The 15,342-nt window shown below is 61.4% G+C and carries 14 protein-coding genes; 8 read left to right on the top strand and 6 right to left on the bottom strand.

Annotation, left to right across the window (positions count from 1 at the left end):
• Positions 1-29 precede the first annotated feature (29 nt).
• The 3 genes from ligA to PXK07_RS00825 all read left to right on the top strand — a co-directional run bounded on the left by ligA (position 30) and on the right by PXK07_RS00825 (position 4,616).
• Positions 30-2,255 (top strand): NAD-dependent DNA ligase LigA, encoded by a 2,226-nt coding sequence (ligA, locus tag PXK07_RS00835; protein ID WP_274846442.1) that lies wholly within the window; start codon positions 30-32, stop codon positions 2,253-2,255.
• Positions 2,252-4,342 (top strand): ATP-dependent DNA helicase RecG, encoded by a 2,091-nt coding sequence (gene recG / locus PXK07_RS00830; RefSeq protein WP_274846286.1) that lies wholly within the window; start codon positions 2,252-2,254, stop codon positions 4,340-4,342. The genes ligA and recG overlap by 4 nt, the downstream gene beginning before the upstream one ends.
• A gap of 145 nt (positions 4,343-4,487) precedes the next feature.
• Positions 4,488-4,616 (top strand): hypothetical protein, encoded by a 129-nt coding sequence (locus PXK07_RS00825; RefSeq protein WP_274846448.1) that lies wholly within the window; start codon positions 4,488-4,490, stop codon positions 4,614-4,616.
• A gap of 254 nt (positions 4,617-4,870) precedes the next feature.
• Here the strand turns inward: PXK07_RS00825 and PXK07_RS00820 are convergent, their stop codons facing one another.
• Both PXK07_RS00820 and PXK07_RS00815 read right to left on the bottom strand, forming a co-directional pair.
• The gene (locus PXK07_RS00820) at positions 4,871-6,166 is read right to left on the bottom strand and encodes a methyl-accepting chemotaxis protein (protein ID WP_274846285.1); all 1,296 of its coding nucleotides are present in this window, start codon (positions 6,164-6,166) and stop codon (positions 4,871-4,873) included.
• 171 nt (positions 6,167-6,337) lie between these two features.
• The gene (locus PXK07_RS00815) at positions 6,338-6,790 is read right to left on the bottom strand and encodes an iron-sulfur cluster assembly scaffold protein (RefSeq protein WP_274846284.1); all 453 of its coding nucleotides are present in this window, start codon (positions 6,788-6,790) and stop codon (positions 6,338-6,340) included.
• Positions 6,791-6,848: 58 nt separating this feature from the next.
• Between PXK07_RS00815 and hisI the strand changes: the two genes are divergently transcribed.
• Positions 6,849-7,226 (top strand): phosphoribosyl-AMP cyclohydrolase, encoded by a 378-nt coding sequence (hisI, locus tag PXK07_RS00810; RefSeq protein WP_274846283.1) that lies wholly within the window; start codon positions 6,849-6,851, stop codon positions 7,224-7,226.
• Positions 7,227-7,232: 6 nt separating this feature from the next.
• Here the strand turns inward: hisI and gluQRS are convergent, their stop codons facing one another.
• The 3 genes from gluQRS to PXK07_RS00795 form a co-directional block, all read right to left on the bottom strand.
• A complete protein-coding gene (gluQRS, locus tag PXK07_RS00805; protein ID WP_274846282.1) occupies positions 7,233-8,075 on the bottom strand; it encodes a tRNA glutamyl-Q(34) synthetase GluQRS in 843 nt (280 codons plus the stop codon).
• A 15-nt stretch (positions 8,076-8,090) separates the two neighbouring features.
• Positions 8,091-9,434 carry a methylenetetrahydrofolate--tRNA-(uracil(54)-C(5))-methyltransferase (FADH(2)-oxidizing) TrmFO gene (gene trmFO, locus PXK07_RS00800; RefSeq protein ID WP_274846281.1) on the bottom strand — a complete coding sequence of 448 codons (1,344 nt, stop codon included), beginning with the start codon at positions 9,432-9,434 and terminating at the stop codon, positions 8,091-8,093.
• A 335-nt stretch (positions 9,435-9,769) separates the two neighbouring features.
• A complete protein-coding gene (locus PXK07_RS00795; protein WP_274846280.1) occupies positions 9,770-10,558 on the bottom strand; it encodes an enoyl-CoA hydratase in 789 nt (262 codons plus the stop codon).
• Between the two features lie 58 nt (positions 10,559-10,616).
• Between PXK07_RS00795 and PXK07_RS00790 the strand changes: the two genes are divergently transcribed.
• Complete coding sequence (locus PXK07_RS00790) at positions 10,617-11,039, top strand: PaaI family thioesterase (protein WP_274846279.1); 423 nt, start codon at positions 10,617-10,619, stop codon at positions 11,037-11,039.
• A 3-nt stretch (positions 11,040-11,042) separates the two neighbouring features.
• Here PXK07_RS00790 and asd read toward each other — a convergent pair whose 3' ends face one another.
• Complete coding sequence (asd, locus tag PXK07_RS00785; protein WP_274846278.1) at positions 11,043-11,933, bottom strand: archaetidylserine decarboxylase; 891 nt, start codon at positions 11,931-11,933, stop codon at positions 11,043-11,045.
• Positions 11,934-12,099: 166 nt separating this feature from the next.
• Here asd and PXK07_RS00780 point away from each other — a divergent pair, with 166 nt between their 5' ends.
• The 3 genes from PXK07_RS00780 to PXK07_RS00770 all read left to right on the top strand — a co-directional run bounded on the left by PXK07_RS00780 (position 12,100) and on the right by PXK07_RS00770 (position 15,341).
• A complete protein-coding gene (locus tag PXK07_RS00780; RefSeq protein WP_274846277.1) occupies positions 12,100-12,711 on the top strand; it encodes a holin-associated N-acetylmuramidase in 612 nt (203 codons plus the stop codon).
• 10 nt (positions 12,712-12,721) lie between these two features.
• Positions 12,722-13,294, top strand: a complete 573-nt coding sequence (locus tag PXK07_RS00775) for a holin family protein (protein ID WP_446728337.1) — start codon at positions 12,722-12,724, stop codon at positions 13,292-13,294.
• Positions 13,295-13,373: 79 nt separating this feature from the next.
• Positions 13,374-15,341 carry a heme lyase CcmF/NrfE family subunit gene (locus PXK07_RS00770; protein WP_274846275.1) on the top strand — a complete coding sequence of 656 codons (1,968 nt, stop codon included), beginning with the start codon at positions 13,374-13,376 and terminating at the stop codon, positions 15,339-15,341.
• Position 15,342 lies beyond the last annotated feature (1 nt).

Raw genomic sequence — 15,342 nt, 5'->3', positions numbered from 1 at the left:
GTGTGACGCAAGACCAACAAGCCGCAGCAATGGACATCACCGAAGCCGAAGCACGGGCGGAGTTCCTGTCCTTGCAGGAAAAACTGCGCGCGGCCGATCTCGCCTATCACCAGGACGATTCGCCTGAGATTTCGGATGCGGAATATGATGCGTCGAAGCACAGGTATCTTGCCTTGGTTGAGGCCTTTCCTGAGCTGCAAAAGGACGCGACCCAGCTCAATTCGGTGGGCGCGCCTGCGGCCTCGGGCTTTGGTAAGATCACCCATTCGATCCCGATGCTGTCGCTCGGCAATGCCTTCGAGGACGAAGACGTTGCGGATTTCGTGCGCAGTATCCGGAAATACCTGGGCCTTTCGCCGGATGCGCCGCTGTCCTTCACAGCGGAGCCTAAGATCGACGGGCTGTCGCTGTCGCTGCGCTATGAAGGCGGTCGTTTGGTGCAGGCGGCAACCCGGGGCGATGGCAGTGTCGGTGAAAACGTGACCGAAAACGCCCGTACCATCGCTGATATTCCCCAAGTCCTCGAAGGCGCGCCCGAGGTTTTAGAGGTGCGGGGCGAAGTCTACATGAGCCACGAGGCCTTTGCTGCCTTGAATGCGCGACAGGCCGAAAGGGGCGGCAAGAGCTTTGCCAACCCGCGCAACGCCGCTGCCGGATCGCTGAGGCAACTGGATCCAGAGATCACACGGGCGCGGCCCTTGCAATTCTTCGCCTATAGTTGGGGTGATCTATCCGCCCCTCTGGCAGATATGCAAATTGACGCCATAAACAGACTACGGTCCTTCGGCTTTTCCACCAATTCCCTGACCCAGCTGTGTGAAACGGTCGAGGAGATGATCGCCCATTACCGCAGCATCGAGGCGCAGCGGGCAACGCTTGGCTATGATATCGACGGGGTCGTCTACAAGGTGAACGATCTTGCGCTGCAGGGGCGGTTGGGATTCCGCTCCACCACGCCGCGATGGGCGATTGCCCATAAGTTTCCGGCAGAACTGGCCTGGACCCGGCTGGAGGCCATCGACATTCAGGTGGGGCGCACCGGGGCGCTCAGCCCGGTTGCGCGCCTCTCGCCGGTGACCGTGGGCGGAGTCGTGGTCTCCAACGCGACCCTGCACAACGAGGACTATATCGCCGGACGTGATTCCAAGGGTGCTGAAATCCGGGGCGGCAAGGACATCCGGGTCGGGGATTGGGTGCAGATCTATCGCGCCGGGGATGTGATCCCGAAAGTGGCCGATGTGGATCTCGGTAAACGTCCCGAAGACGCGGTGCGGTTTGAGTTTCCCCATGTCTGTCCGGAATGCGGCTCACCCGCGATCCGCGAAGAAGGCGATGCCGTGCGCCGTTGTTCAGGTGGCTTGATTTGCCCCGCGCAGGCCGTTGAAAAGATGAAGCATTTCGTCTCTCGTAGCGCCTTTGACATCGAAGGGCTCGGCAACAAGCAGGTCGAACAATTCTATGGCGACGGTTGGATCAGGGAGCCTGCCGATATCTTCACCCTGCGTGAGCGGTTCGGCTCCGGCATGCAGCAATTGAAGAACCGTGAAGGCTGGGGAGAGAAATCGGCCAGCAACCTGTTTGATGCGATCGATGAAAAGCGCAATATCCCGCTGGCCAAGCTGATCTTTGCCTTGGGCATTCGTCATGTCGGTGAGGTGGCCGGTCGCGATCTGGCGCTGCACTATATGGACTGGACCGCGTTGGTGGACGCGGCGGATGCGGCCCGTCCCGCCGCCTTGGCCCATCGGGCCGCCGATGAGGCAGAAGAGGCAGAGCGGATCGCAGCACAAGACGCGGGCCGCCGGGCCCGGATTTCGGAAACGCGGGCGGCGGCGATCACGGCCTGCGCGGTTCCAGCAGAGGCCCAATCTGCCTGGGATGATCTGGTTGGTACGGATGGTATCGGCCCGATCCTCGCGCTGTCGCTCTCCGATGCGCTGTCCAACCCGGAGGAACGGGCGGCGATTGATCGTCTGGTCGCGCATCTGACCGTCATCCCCCCGGAAGCCCCCGCCGCCGAAAGCCCGGTTTCTGGCAAAACGGTTGTCTTCACCGGAACCCTGGAAAAAATGACCCGGGCCGAGGCGAAGGCGCGGGCAGAGTCCTTAGGGGCCAAGGTCTCCGGTTCGGTCTCAAAGAAGACCGATATCCTGGTGGCAGGCCCCGGCGCCGGGTCCAAGGCGACGAAGGCCGCTGAACTGGGCATCAAGGTCTTGGACGAGGATAGCTGGCTGGAGTTGATCGAACAGTCATGAGCGGGCGCCCCGAGATCCTGTTTCCCCTGTTTGGTGCGCTGGATACGCTGCCGGGGATCGGTCCCAAGACCGCGCAGCATCTGGCGCAACTGGATGTAGAGACGCCGCGTGACCTGTTGTTTTCACTGCCATATTCCGTGCAGGACAGGCGCAGGCGTGACACCATCCAGGGGCTTGATCTGCCATCGGTTGCCACGGTTGAGGTTACCATCGGTAACCATCGCCCGGCACGCAACAAGGGCGGGGCCTATCGGATCACGGTGCGCGATGCCCAGACGGATTTCCAGCTGGTCTTCTTTCATGGCCGCAGCCGCTACCTGACCGCGCAATGCCCCGAAGGGGCGCGGCGGCTGGTGTCGGGGAAGCTGGAGCTGTTCGACGGCATCGCGCAGATGGTGCACCCCGATCATATCCTGCCGCTGGACGAGGCCGCGGATATCCCCGATTTCGAACCGGTCTACCATCTGACCCATGGGGTGACCCAGAAGACCATGTTCAAGGCCGCGCGCGGTGCCCTGAAACTGCTGCCGGATCTGCCGGAATGGATCGATCCGGGTCAGGTCGCCAAAGAAGACTGGCCTGGTTGGAAACAGGCAATGAACCAGGCTCATGAACCCAAGGGGCTGGAGGATCTGGCCGCCGATGCCCCCGCGCGGGCGCGGTTGGCCTATGACGAGCTCTTTGCGCATCAGTTGACCCTGGCCTTGGCGCGGCAGTCGGAACGCAAATCGCGCGGCATCCAAAGCCGGGCCACCGGAAAGCTGCAATCGCGGGTTCTTGCCGCCTTGCCCTATCGGCCCACGGGGGCGCAGCAGCGCGCGATCGAGGAAATCACCGCCGACATGGCATCCGATCAGCGGATGAACCGCCTGCTTCAGGGTGACGTTGGCGCGGGCAAGACTCTTGTCGGGCTGATGGCGCTGCTGGTCGCGGTAGAGGCTGGCGGGCAGGGGGTGATGATGGCGCCCACCAGCATCCTGGCCCAGCAGCACTATGAAGGGCTGCGTCCCCTGGCCGATGAGGCGGGCGTTGTTCTGGAACTGCTGACCGGCCGCGACAAGGGGGCAGAGCGCAAGGCCAAGCTTGCTGCCCTAACCCGGGGTGATATCCAGATCCTTGTCGGCACCCATGCGGTGTTCCAACAGGACGTTCACTTTGCAGATTTGCGCCTGGCAATCGTGGATGAACAGCATCGGTTTGGCGTTCGTCAACGTATGGAACTGGCCGAAAAAGGGATCGGCGCCGATGTTCTGGTGATGACCGCGACCCCGATCCCGCGGTCGCTGGCATTGGCCCAATATGGCGATATGGATGTCTCGGTGCTGGATGAAAAACCGCCGGGGCGCAAACCGGTGAAAACTGCGGTGATCAGCACCGAACGCATGGAGGAGGTGGTCAGCCACCTGCGTCACGCGATTGACGAGGGGCGGCAATGCTACTGGGTCTGCCCCTTGGTGGGCGAATCCGAGGTAATGGACCTGACCGCCGCCGAGGAACGCTTCAAACACTTGCGCGCGGTGCTGGGTGAGGGCCTGGTCGGCCTGGTGCATGGCCAGATGCCTCCGGCAGAGAAGGACGCCGCCATGGCCGCCTTCCAGAGTGGCGAGACCAAGGTTCTGGTGGCGACCACGGTGATCGAGGTCGGCGTGAACGTTCCCAATGCCACGATCATGGTGATCGAGCGGGCCGAGATCTTTGGCCTGGCGCAACTGCATCAGCTGCGCGGGCGGGTGGGGCGTGGCAGTGCCCAATCCACCTGCCTTTTGATGTATCAACCGCCTTTGAGTGATGGCGGACGGCGGCGATTGGAGGTCCTGCGGGAATCCGAAGATGGCTTTCGCATTGCCGAAACCGATCTGCAGATGCGCGGGGCCGGGGATATGATCGGCACCGCCCAATCCGGCCTGCCACGGTTCAGAATCGCTGATCTAGAGCGCCAGGCCCCGTTGATGGCTGTCGCGCAAAGCGATGCTCGGGCCTTGCTTGCCCAGGATCCCGGCCTGACCGGCGCCCGTGGACGTGCAGCGCGCGTGCTCTTGTGGCTGATGAAGCAGGATCAGGCATTCCGATTGATTTCAGTGGGTTAGCGCCCGATCTGAACAGTGGGAACGTCTTTTGTTCTCAAAAGTTCGCAAATGTTCTCAAAAAGTTCTTTACCTGTCGTCTCGTGTGTGAGAACAAAGTGGCAACAAGAGGGCGCAACAGCGTCTCACCCCAGACAGAGCCGGAGGAATGACCATGATCGCACAGTTGAAAACAACGCTGCAAAACGCGCAATCGACCCTTTTGCAAGATGCCATTGGTGTTGGTGCGCTGGCTGTGATGCTGGTGGCCGCGCTGCACCTGCCTGGTCTGCTTTGATCTGAGCCCCGAGAATTTCCTGCCTGAGCTGTTCATGGGGCCGCGCTTGCATCCTGTCCCGTATTGATGAGGGAGCACCTGCCTGTATCGCTACCCTTCCGGCGCATCCCGAATGCCGGAAAGCGCGTCCCACCCCCGCATGAAGAGCTTTTCTGCCGCCGCCATCTGCCCGGATGTGCGGCGGTTTTTTTGCGTGCCTCTGGGGGCGAGGTGTGGGGGCGGGGCAATGCCACTTGCGGAAAGGATTGTGCCGATCAGATAGTAAAGGCCATTCGCAAGCCGCCCCAGTGGCGCCCCTTCACGGTGATGGGGGAGGAGAGATCCTTCATCATGACAAACTCGCCACCGCCCATGTCGCGGCGATAGACCTGCATCAGGAAGGGGCCGGTGTTGCGTCCGGCCTTCAGGCCGACGCGGTCGTCAAAGATCCGGCGATTGCGGCAATTGCCCATGTTCCACTCCGGATCGGGCCCTTGCGGATGAGAGAACTTCTTGTTGTGGGTTGGCAGATAGCCATTGTTGTCAACCGCCGCCGAGAAGACCACCCGTGGATCGAGATCGAGCGCGGACTCCAAAAGGGGGGGCAACAGGCTGTCGGTCAGCTGCGTGAAACGGCTCATCACCTGTTGCGGGTTGGTGTTCGGGATCGGAACATAGGTGCGGTCAAACAGATCCGCCTCGGTAATACGTCCGCTTTCCAGAGCTTTTTCGAACAGCGTGCTAATGTTTGCAGCCATGTCGGTCACAAAGGTAATGAACTTCTTGTCGGTCGATTGACCGCCTGCGGCGATTGTGCCCTGCACCAGACGTTCAGAGGAAACCACCAGCTTTTCAATGCGTTCATGGGCGTTTTGAATGCCGCCTGTGGTTTCCTGAACCGAGACCTTGATCCGGTTGATATTGGGAAAACAGGCCTCCATGGCATCGCGGACGGTGGTGGCATCACCTAGGATTCGACCCGTCTCGCTGTTCACGTGCTGGGCGTCTTTCTCGATGCTGGCCAGGGAGGCATCGGTGTCGCGGGCCTGATCCAGGATTGCGCTGGCCGATTTGGAAATGGTTTCCGTCTCTTTATCCAGGGATTTGATCCAGGCGTAGAGGGCCTCGATGTTCTTGCTGATCTCGCTGGCCGCAACGGTGGTCCGCTTGGACAGATCGTTGATCGCCTCGGCGACGACGGCAAAGCCGCGCCCGGCATCACCCGCGCGCCCGGCCTCGATTTTCGCATTGATCGCCAGGATATTCACCTGGGCCGCGATGGCGGTGATCTTTTCGTTGTCCTTGCGCATCGCGTCGACCGTATCGGCGACGGCCTCGGTTCTGCTGTTGAGGTCCTGGACCCATTCGGCAACTTCCTGACCGCGGCCACTGCTTTCGCGCACCAGGGTGACAGAGTTCCGGACCGAATCCAGCGTTTGCTGGGCGGAAACCGTAACCGCGCCGACCGTGTCCATCACCTGAGCGTTGGCTTTGACAACCCGTTCCGCGCCCAAATCCAGTTGTTGCAAATCGTCAAGCTGGGCTTTGGATTTGCTTTCGATGGAATCCATAAACCCTGCAATATCAACGATTTCAAAGCCAAGTTGGGATGAAATCTCGGCAAGTTCGTTTAGATTGCTGTCGATTTTGGAGGTGGATTCTTGGGCGCAATGGGGCTGCTGCATTGGAACTCCGGGTACTCGCTACAGAATCCGAATACGCCGCACACAGTGAATTTTTCGTTAAGCGCAGCTTTCCTCGCTTTGCTGTTGCAGGGCTTCGAGGGTGGCATCCAGGGCCAGCATGATCGAGGCGTGGCGGTTCTTGAACTCACGCGCCGGGATCAGGACTTCCAACTCCTCAAAGGGGGCATCGGGGGTGGGGCCGCCTTCGGTCAGCATGGATTTGAGCTGGTCGCGGGCGGTCTTGATCGTCTCCAGGGAACAGCCAATGACGTGTTCCCCCACCACCGCAGCAGCGGCCTGACCCAGAGCGCAGGCTTTGACGTCCTGACCGAAGTCGGTGATCTTCCCATCCTCTACCTTCAGATCCACGGTCACCGTCGACCCACACAGGGGAGATCGCTTTTTCACGCTCACATCGGGGGTGTCCAGCCGGTCCAGATGCGGGATATCGGCGGCCAGGGCCAGGATCCTGGAGGAGTAGAGCTTGATCAGATCGGTTTCGCTGGACATGCGGGCCTCGGGCTTTCCCTTTGCTGGACTTCCTCATACATAGGGAGCGAACACCCAGATGCAAAAGGTTTTTGCCATGACTTTCGATCCTCAGACCCTGCGTTACGATGCCAACGGGCTCATTCCCTGCATCGCCCAGGACCATGACGGCGGCGAGGTTCTGATGATGGCCTGGATGAATGCGGAAAGCGTGGCGCGCACGCTGGAGACGGGCAAGGTCACCTATTGGTCCCGCTCGCGGCAGTCGTTCTGGGTCAAGGGCGAAAGCTCGGGCCATGTGCAGGAATTGGTGGATCTGCGGCTGGATTGCGACCGGGACTGCCTTTTGGCCGTGGTGCGCCAGACGGGGCCGGCCTGTCACACCAACCGCCGCAGCTGCTTCTATACCGCTGTGCGTGAAGGCGAAGAAGTGGAACTGATGAAACCCATGGTTTGAGGGGTTTCAGGCCAGTCCCACCATGCGACGGATATCCCGCGGGGTTGCACCTTCGGCGCGGTATTTGGAGATGGCGCGGGCATCGTCCCGCTTGGCCAGCCTCTTGCCCGCCTCATCCCGGATCAGCCGATGATGGTGGTAGACGGGCACGGGCAGATCCAGCAGCGTCAGCAGCAGCACCTGCAGCTGGGTGAAGTCGAACAGATCCTCGCCCCGCACCACATGGGTGATGCCCTGGTGCACATCATCCAGCGCCGAGGCCAGGAAATAGGCGATGATCTCTTCGCCCTTGCGGCACAGAACCACATCGCCGATCTCCTGCAGAGCACGCTGCGGGTCAAGATGATGGGTGCCCCTGTGGGCCTCGCCGGTTTCCTCAAAGGCTACGCTTTGGCCACTCAGGCGGGCAAGGGCGCGATCCAGATGCAGGCGCAGTGCATCGCCCGGTTTGCGATCCGACATGGGGCGGCTCTTGCAGGTGCCGGGATAGACATCATGCGCAACGCCTTCCTGGGGGGCGGAGAGGGCGGCCCGGATATCGGACCGGCTACAGGAGCAGGGGTATAAAAGCCCCATACTCTCAAAGGTTTCCAGGTATTTGTTGTAACCGTTCAGATGTTCCGACTGGCGCAGGATGGGGCCGTCCCAGCTGAGGCCGATCCAGCTCAGATCCTCGATCACCGCCGCATCCCATTCGGGCTTGGCCCGTTGCAGGTCGGTGTCTTCCATCCGCAACAGGAATTCACCACCGGCGGCGCGGGCCATGTCATGGGCGACAATGGCGGAATAGGCATGGCCCAGATGAAGCGGGCCGGTGGGCGAGGGCGCAAAGCGGGTCCGAAATGTCATTGCGCCCCTCGCATATCACGCAAACTGCTGCAGCCAGTCACTCCAGGCGGCCTTGGCGCGGTCGGTATAGGCCTTGTAGCGGTCCTTGCGACCCCGGCGCCCGCCTTTGAGACCATCGACCGGGCGGAACAGGCCAAAGTTCACGTTCATCGGCTGAAAGGTCTTGGCCTCGGCGCCGCCGGTGATGTGGTGGATCAGGGCGCCCATGGCGCTGTCCTGCGGCACCTCTGCCAGATCCTGCCCCAGGATTTCCGCGGCGGCCATGCGGCCAGCCAGCAGACCCATCGCGGCGCTTTCCACGTAGCCTTCCACCCCGGTGATCTGCCCGGCAAAGCGGATATTGGGTTTGGATTTCAGCCGCATCTGGCTGTCGAGCAGCGTGGGCGAGTTCAGGAAGGTATTGCGGTGAATACCGCCCAGGCGGGCAAAACTGGCATTCTCCAGCCCCGGAATCATCCGGAACACCTCGGTCTGGGCGCCGTATTTCATCTTGGTCTGGAAGCCGACGATATTGAACAGCGTCCCCAGCGCATTGTCGCGGCGCAGCTGCACCACCGCATGGGCCTTTACATCCGGCTGATGCGGGTTGGTGAGGCCCACGGGTTTCATCGGCCCGTGGCGCAGGGTTTCGCGGCCCCGTTCGGCCATCACCTCGATCGGCAGGCAGCCGTCGAAATACCCGGCGGTCTCGCCTTCGTGGAACTCGGTCTTGTCGGCGGCCAGCAGCGCGTCAATGAAGGCCTCGTACTGGTCCTTGTCCATCGGGCAGTTGAGGTAGGCGGTGCGCTCTTCCTCGGTTTCGCCCTTGTCATAGCGCGACTGCATCCAGGCCTTGGACATGTCGATGCTCTCGGCATAGACGATGGGGGCGATGGCGTCGAAGAAGGCCAGCGCCTCGGCCCCGGTTTCCGCCTGGATCGCCTTGCCTAGGGTTGGAGAGGTCAGCGGGCCAGTCGCAAAGATCCACTGGCCGTCGCTGGGCAGGTCGGTGACTTCCTCATAGGACACAGTCACATTCGGGTGGCTCTTCAACTTGGCCGTAATGGTTTCGGCAAAGGGATCACGGTCAACGGCCAGAGCGCCACCCGCGGGCAGGCGATGGGCATCGGCCGTGGTCATGATCAGGCCATCTGCTGCGCGCATTTCCCAATGCAACAGGCCAACGGCGTTCTGCTCGTCATCGTCCGAGCGGAAGGAGTTGGAGCAGACCATCTCCCCGAGGTTGCCGGTTTGATGGGCAAAGGTTTCCACCTTGGGGCGCATTTCATGCAGCACCACCTTGACGCCCATGTTCGCCGCCTGCCAGGCGGCCTCGGACCCGGCCATGCCGCCGCCCACGATATGCAAGTCTTGTGTCATGAGGTGCCACATAGGGCAGGGAGGGGCCTTGCGCAATATGACATGCGCGGGCGGCAGTATCCCCAGGAAGACTGAACCGGATGCACACCTCAGGGCACCACGCGCATTCTTTGATCTGCAGGGGGGGATTTTGGGGTCGCCGCGGCGGGAATGTCAGCCGGGGAGAGAGACCCGGATCGGAGGGACCTTCCGACGCAGCGACCCAAAATTGTGACCGGCTTGTGACCGGTGCCCAATCTTTGCCATGATCCTGCCTTTATTGAAAGACCGGATATGGAAACAATATCCTGTCAATCGTAAACAAAGACTGAACTTGGCTCAAATTTTCGGAAAAATCAGTCGGTGTCCCAGTTGGGTGGGCGTTTTTCGATAAAGGCATTGAGCCCTTCGATGGTGTCACTGTGCATCAGGTTTTCCACGATGACATCGCTGGTATAGGCATAGGCCTCTTCCAGCGGCATTTCCAATTGCCGGTAATAGGCTTCCTTGCCGATCTTGACGGCGGAGCCCAGCTTGCCGGCGATGGTTTCCGCCAGCTTCAGGGTTTCACCCTCCAGATCGCTCCCCGGAACCGCGCGGTTGATCAGGCCCAGCTCGGCTGCGCGGGTGGCGGTCATGAATTCGCCGGTGGTCAGCAGCTCAAACGCATGTTTGCGCGGGATATTGCGCGACAGGGCCACCATCGGGGTGGAGCAGAACAAGCCAATGTTGACACCATTGACGCCAAAACGCGTGTCATCCGCCGCCACTGCCAGATCGCAGGAGGCGACCAGCTGACAGCCCGCCGCCGTGGCAATGCCATGCACCTGGGCAATCACCGGCTGCGGCAGGCGCTGCAGTCCCAGCATGACAGAGGTGCAGCGGGCAAAGAGATCCTGGAAATAGGATTTGCCGCCATCCGCCGCTTCGCGCCCTGCTGTCATCTGGCGGATGTCATGGCCGGCGCAAAAGGCCTTGCCCGCGCCGGACAGCACCACCGCCTTGATGCTGCTGTCACCTTTCAGCGCGTCGATCTGCACCTGCAATGCGGCCAGCATCTCATCCGAGAGCGCATTCAGCCGCTCGGGCGCGTTCATCTGCAGATGGGCGATACCATTTGCGTCGCGACGTTCCAGAATTGTCATCTTGTCCTCCTGACCCTGTTTGGGGCAACTCTATGGTGGACAAGGGAGAAGGAAAAGCATGGGCTTGGCTTTTGATGCGGCGGGGCTGTCCGCCTATATGGCAGAGATTTTTCCGCAGGTGGCGGATGATTTCGCGGTGGATGAGTTGAGTGAGGCGGGGATCACCATGCGCCTGTTGACGGCCGAGCGGCACCTGCGTCCCGGCGGCACCGTCTCTGGCCCGTCCATGTTTGCGCTGGCTGATGTGACCGTTTACGGGCTGGTGTTGTCGCGGCTGGGGCGCAAGGCGCTGGCGGTCACCACGAACTGCTCGCTCGATTTTATGCGCAAACCCGAGGCGGGCGTTGATCTGGTCGCCAAGGGCACCCTGTTGAAACTGGGGCGCTCGCTGGCGGTTGGCGATGTGCATATGTTCTCGGCCGGGTCGGACAAGATGGTGGCGCGCTCCACCATGACCTATTCCATCCCGCCCGAGAAATAGCTTTTACAGCGCTGTTGCCAGCGGTTGTCCGACCTTAACGAGGGTTTCCAAGCCCTTGGCACTGTTGGCAATGAGGTCGTCTGAGAAGCGTATCTTGCCAGGTTCGAAGACAATCACGACTGTGGAGCCGCCGAACTTGAAGTAACCCTTTTCCTGCATCTTGGTGACGGTTCCGCTGGTCGTCGTATTGACGATGGAGCCGACACCAAAGGCGCCCACCTCGACGAAACACAGGGTGCCAGCGGTTTCGGTTTCGATCAGGGTGAGGCTGCGCTTGTTGTCGCCAAAAACGTCTGGCCCCGCGCCGAGGGCGATGGGGTTCACCGAATGCAGCGCACCGGGGATTTCCCGGCTGTCGACGATCCGGCCCGCCATCGGGAAGTGGTAGCGATGGTAATCCGCAGGGCATAGACGCACGATCGCCAGGGCACCGCCCATGAACCGCTCATGCAGGCCGGGCAGCATGGTTCGGATCGACATCGGATGGCCTTTCACCGGAACAAAGGTATCGCCGTCCAGTTCGGGGAACACCAGCACGCGGCCATCCGCAGGTGATACCACCTCTTCAGTATCGTCGCTGTAGGGGCGGCTTTCCAGGGTCAGGTGACGGACAAAGAAATCGTTGAAACATCTATAGCTTTCAATCGGATCGCGCGCCTCTTTCATGTCAATCGCAAGCTCTTCGATCACCGATGTGATCTTGCCCTTCGACAGGGGCGAGTCGAACCAGGCGCCAAACAGCCGACTGACGACGGAGGAGCGGAACAACAGCCGTTCAAGCAGGCTGGAGCCTGAGTCCTGGTAGGCCCAGCGGATCCATTTCTCGCCCAGGATCACCTCGTTGAAGATCTCGCCGGTCGCGCGGTCGACCACCTGGATGGAGTTCTGCGTCATAGTCCTGTCCTGCCTGTTGTGGCCCGTTGCTGGCCAAAGCGCCTAGCAGACCGCGTTCAAGGGGCACAAGCACAGAATGATCCGTTGCCCGGGCGGCGGCCGCTGGCGCAACAGGACATGAGCTGTTTTGTGTGAGGCTTTGCAGTGAGCAAGAAAGAGAAAACCCATGCAAGTCACGCAGATTGCAGAAGAAATCGTAGACCGGGAGGGTGATTATGTGAATGACCCGGACGATCCCGGCGGCGCAACCAAATTTGGCGTTACCATCCACACCCTGCGCCGCCTGGGCCTTGATCTGACCGGAGACGGGCAGGTGGGTCTTGCCGATGTGAAGGCGTTGAGCCGGGAGCAGGCGGTGGAGATCTTCGTCAAAGAGTATTTCGAGCGCCCGGGCCTGCACCGCCTGCCGCATTCTCTGCAAGACAGCGTCTTTGACATGTATGTGAACGCGGGCAGCAATGCGATCCGTATCCTTCAGCGCCTTCTGGTGCAGATGGGCTATGATGCGGCCGTCGATGGCGTCATGGGGCCGCAGACGGCGGCTGCGGCGCATCGTGCGGCGCGTGTCGATGCCTCTGCCTTGCGCGATGCCTATGGGATCGCGCGCCGCAGCTATTACTTCGACCTCGCCGACCGACGCCCCGCCAGCCGCAAATATGCCCGCACCCGTGCAGGCAACAAAGGCGGCTGGATCCGCCGGGCAGAGGCGTTCATGTCAGACAGGTACCACATGGATGCGGCCCAGTTTCGGGCGCGGGTCGCGGATTGGGAGAGGTAAGGCGATGATCATGGCGCTGCTCAAGTCCTTATTTGGAAATGATCGCAACCTGTTACGCGAGACCGTTGAGGTGTTCCGCGAAAATGCCGAGGGCGGGGCACAGCGTGCGCATCTCGATCGCAGCGCCGCCCTGCAGCAATTCGCAGCCGAGTTCGACCGTGCCGAGCGCAGTGGTTTTGACAGGGTGATGGATGGGCTGAACCGCCTGCCGCGCCCTTTGATGGCCTTTGCCACCCTGGCGCTCTTGGCGAGCGCAATGATCGAACCGATCTGGTTCGCACAAAGGATGCGGGGGCTTGCTCTGGTGCCGGAGCCGCTGTGGTGGCTGTTGGGCGTGATCGTCTCCTTCTATTTCGGAGCACGTCATCAGGCCAAGAGCCAGGACTTTCAACGCAGCCTCGCACGTGCTTTCAATCGGTTGCCGGTGGGAGTTCAGCTGCAGGAAACAGGCGCGCAAAAGACAGGCACGCAGCAGAAAGGCGCACAGGAGGCCGAGACGCGCCTTGCAGAGGCCGAAAATGCCGCCCTGCGCGCCTGGCGGCGCAGCGAAAAAGAGAGTGCTTCCCAATCTCTCAATGGCTGATCACGAAATCGTGTGCTGCGGCGGCTGGACGCGCCGAATGTCATTGGCGCGGCTTCTGCAAAATATTATAGACTGAGGCATGATTACAGAACTCGGTCACTTCGCCCTCGTCCTCGCCTTCATGGTGGCCATCGTCCAGATGGTTGTCCCCATGGTGGGTGCCCATAAACGCTGGCCCGGCTGGATGGCCGTTGCCGAACCGGCTGCGCAGGCGCAGTTCTTCTTTACCGCCTTTGCCTTTGCGGCGCTGGTCTGGGCCTTTGTCACCTCGGATTTCTCGCTGCGGCTTGTGACGCTGAACAGCCATTCGGCGAAACCGATGCTCTACAAGATCTCCGGCACCTGGGGGAACCACGAAGGTTCCATGCTGCTTTGGGTTCTGATCGTCAGCCTGTTTGGCGCACTGGCCTCGATCTTTGGCGGCGGCCTGCCGCAAACCCTGAAGGCGCGGGTATTGGCGGTTCAGGCGGCCATCGGGGTTGCCTTCTTTGCCTTCATCCTGTTCACCTCCAACCCCTTTCTGCGCCTGGCGGTGCCGCCCTTTGACGGGCAGGATCTGAACCCGCTGCTTCAGGATCCGGGTCTCGCCTTCCATCCGCCGTTTCTGTACCTCGGCTATGTCGGGCTTTCGATGGCGTTTTCCTTTGCCGTGGCGGCCCTGATCGAAGGGCGGATCGATGCGGCCTGGGGACGCTGGGTGCGGCCCTGGACGCTGGCGGCCTGGATCTTCCTGACCATCGGCATCGCGCTGGGATCCTGGTGGGCTTATTACGAGCTTGGCTGGGGCGGGTTCTGGTTCTGGGATCCGGTGGAGAACGCCTCCTTCATGCCCTGGCTCTTGGCGGCGGCACTGCTGCATTCGGCTATCGTTGTCGAAAAACGCGAGGCGCTGAAAAGCTGGACCATCCTCCTGGCGATCCTGGCCTTCGGCTTCTCGCTGATCGGGACCTTCATCGTGCGTTCCGGTCTTCTGACCTCGGTGCATGCCTTTGCCAATGATCCCGAACGTGGTGTCTTCATCCTGTTCATCCTGGCCTTCTTTACCGGTGGCGCGCTGACGCTGTTCGCCGCCCGGTCACAGGAAATGCAGGCCAAGGGTGTTTTTGGCATTGTCAGCCGCGAAGGCGCGCTGGTGGCCAACAACATCCTGCTGGCGGTCAGCTGCTTTGTCGTCTTCTTCGGCACGCTCTGGCCCGTGGTGGCCGAAATGGCCTTTGATCGTAAGCTGAGCGTCGGTCCACCCTTCTTCAACGCGGCCTTTACCCCCTTCATGGTGGTGCTGGGTGCGATCCTGCCTATCGGCGCCATGATGCCCTGGAAACGGGGGCGGATCGGGCAGACGGTCTGGTATCTGCGCTATGTGCTGGTGCTGTCGCTGGCCCTGGCGGTTCTCGCCTGGGCGATGCAGACGGGGCGTTCGGCGCTGGGGCCTGTGGGTCTGTTCCTGGGCGCCTGGATGGTCTTTGGTGCGGCGGCGGATCTGTGGTCGCGCACCGGGCAGGGGGGGCGTGCGGGACGTCTGCTGCGCCTGCCGCGCGCCGACTGGGGCAAGGCCGTGGCCCATTCGGGTCTTGGCATCACCATCTTTGCCATTGCAGGCCTCACGGCCTGGCAGGAAGAGGACATTCGCGTGGCCCAGATCGGGGAGCCGTTCACGGTGGGCTCCTATGAACTGGTGCTGGATTCGGTCGATCGGGCGCGGGGCCCCAATTACTACACCACCATGGCGACGGTCAGCGTTTTCCAGAGTGGGGATGAGGTCGCGGTGCTGCATCCGGAAAAACGGGACTACCCGGTTGCCAAGATGCCCACCACCGAAGCGGCGATCGACTACCAGATCCTGCGTGACATCTACGTGGTGATTGGCGACCAGCAGGACAGCGGCGGCTGGACCGTGCGGACCTATATCAAACCGCTGGCGAACTGGATCTGGGGCGGCTGTATCCTGATGGCTTTGGGCGGCCTTCTCAGCCTCAGCGACAGGCGGTTCCGGGTGGCGGCTGGCGCGCGCAAAAGCGCAGGCGGAGCAAAGGTTCCGGCAGAATGAG

Source organism: Phaeobacter sp. QD34_24, from assembly GCF_028890115.1.
Lineage (GTDB): Bacteria > Pseudomonadota > Alphaproteobacteria > Rhodobacterales > Rhodobacteraceae > Phycobacter.
Note: the sequence above shows the minus strand (reverse complement) of the source record. Positions and strands in the feature narration are given on the sequence as shown.

Excerpts from the sequence above, each read along its gene's own strand:
- ligA (WP_274846442.1), top strand. The coding sequence starts at position 30 with ATGGACATCACCGAAGCCGAAGCACGGGCGGAGTTCCTGTCCTTGCAG.
- recG (WP_274846286.1), top strand. The coding sequence starts at position 2,252 with ATGAGCGGGCGCCCCGAGATCCTGTTTCCCCTGTTTGGTGCGCTGGAT.
- PXK07_RS00825 (WP_274846448.1), top strand. The coding sequence starts at position 4,488 with ATGACCATGATCGCACAGTTGAAAACAACGCTGCAAAACGCGCAATCG.
- PXK07_RS00820 (WP_274846285.1), bottom strand. The coding sequence starts at position 6,166 with ATGGATTCCATCGAAAGCAAATCCAAAGCCCAGCTTGACGATTTGCAA.
- PXK07_RS00815 (WP_274846284.1), bottom strand. The coding sequence starts at position 6,790 with ATGTCCAGCGAAACCGATCTGATCAAGCTCTACTCCTCCAGGATCCTG.
- hisI (WP_274846283.1), top strand. The coding sequence starts at position 6,849 with ATGCAAAAGGTTTTTGCCATGACTTTCGATCCTCAGACCCTGCGTTAC.
- gluQRS (WP_274846282.1), bottom strand. The coding sequence starts at position 8,075 with ATGACATTTCGGACCCGCTTTGCGCCCTCGCCCACCGGCCCGCTTCAT.
- trmFO (WP_274846281.1), bottom strand. The coding sequence starts at position 9,434 with ATGACACAAGACTTGCATATCGTGGGCGGCGGCATGGCCGGGTCCGAG.
- PXK07_RS00795 (WP_274846280.1), bottom strand. The coding sequence starts at position 10,558 with ATGACAATTCTGGAACGTCGCGACGCAAATGGTATCGCCCATCTGCAG.
- PXK07_RS00790 (WP_274846279.1), top strand. The coding sequence starts at position 10,617 with ATGGGCTTGGCTTTTGATGCGGCGGGGCTGTCCGCCTATATGGCAGAG.
- asd (WP_274846278.1), bottom strand. The coding sequence starts at position 11,933 with ATGACGCAGAACTCCATCCAGGTGGTCGACCGCGCGACCGGCGAGATC.
- PXK07_RS00780 (WP_274846277.1), top strand. The coding sequence starts at position 12,100 with ATGCAAGTCACGCAGATTGCAGAAGAAATCGTAGACCGGGAGGGTGAT.
- PXK07_RS00775 (WP_446728337.1), top strand. The coding sequence starts at position 12,722 with ATGGCGCTGCTCAAGTCCTTATTTGGAAATGATCGCAACCTGTTACGC.
- PXK07_RS00770 (WP_274846275.1), top strand. The coding sequence starts at position 13,374 with ATGATTACAGAACTCGGTCACTTCGCCCTCGTCCTCGCCTTCATGGTG.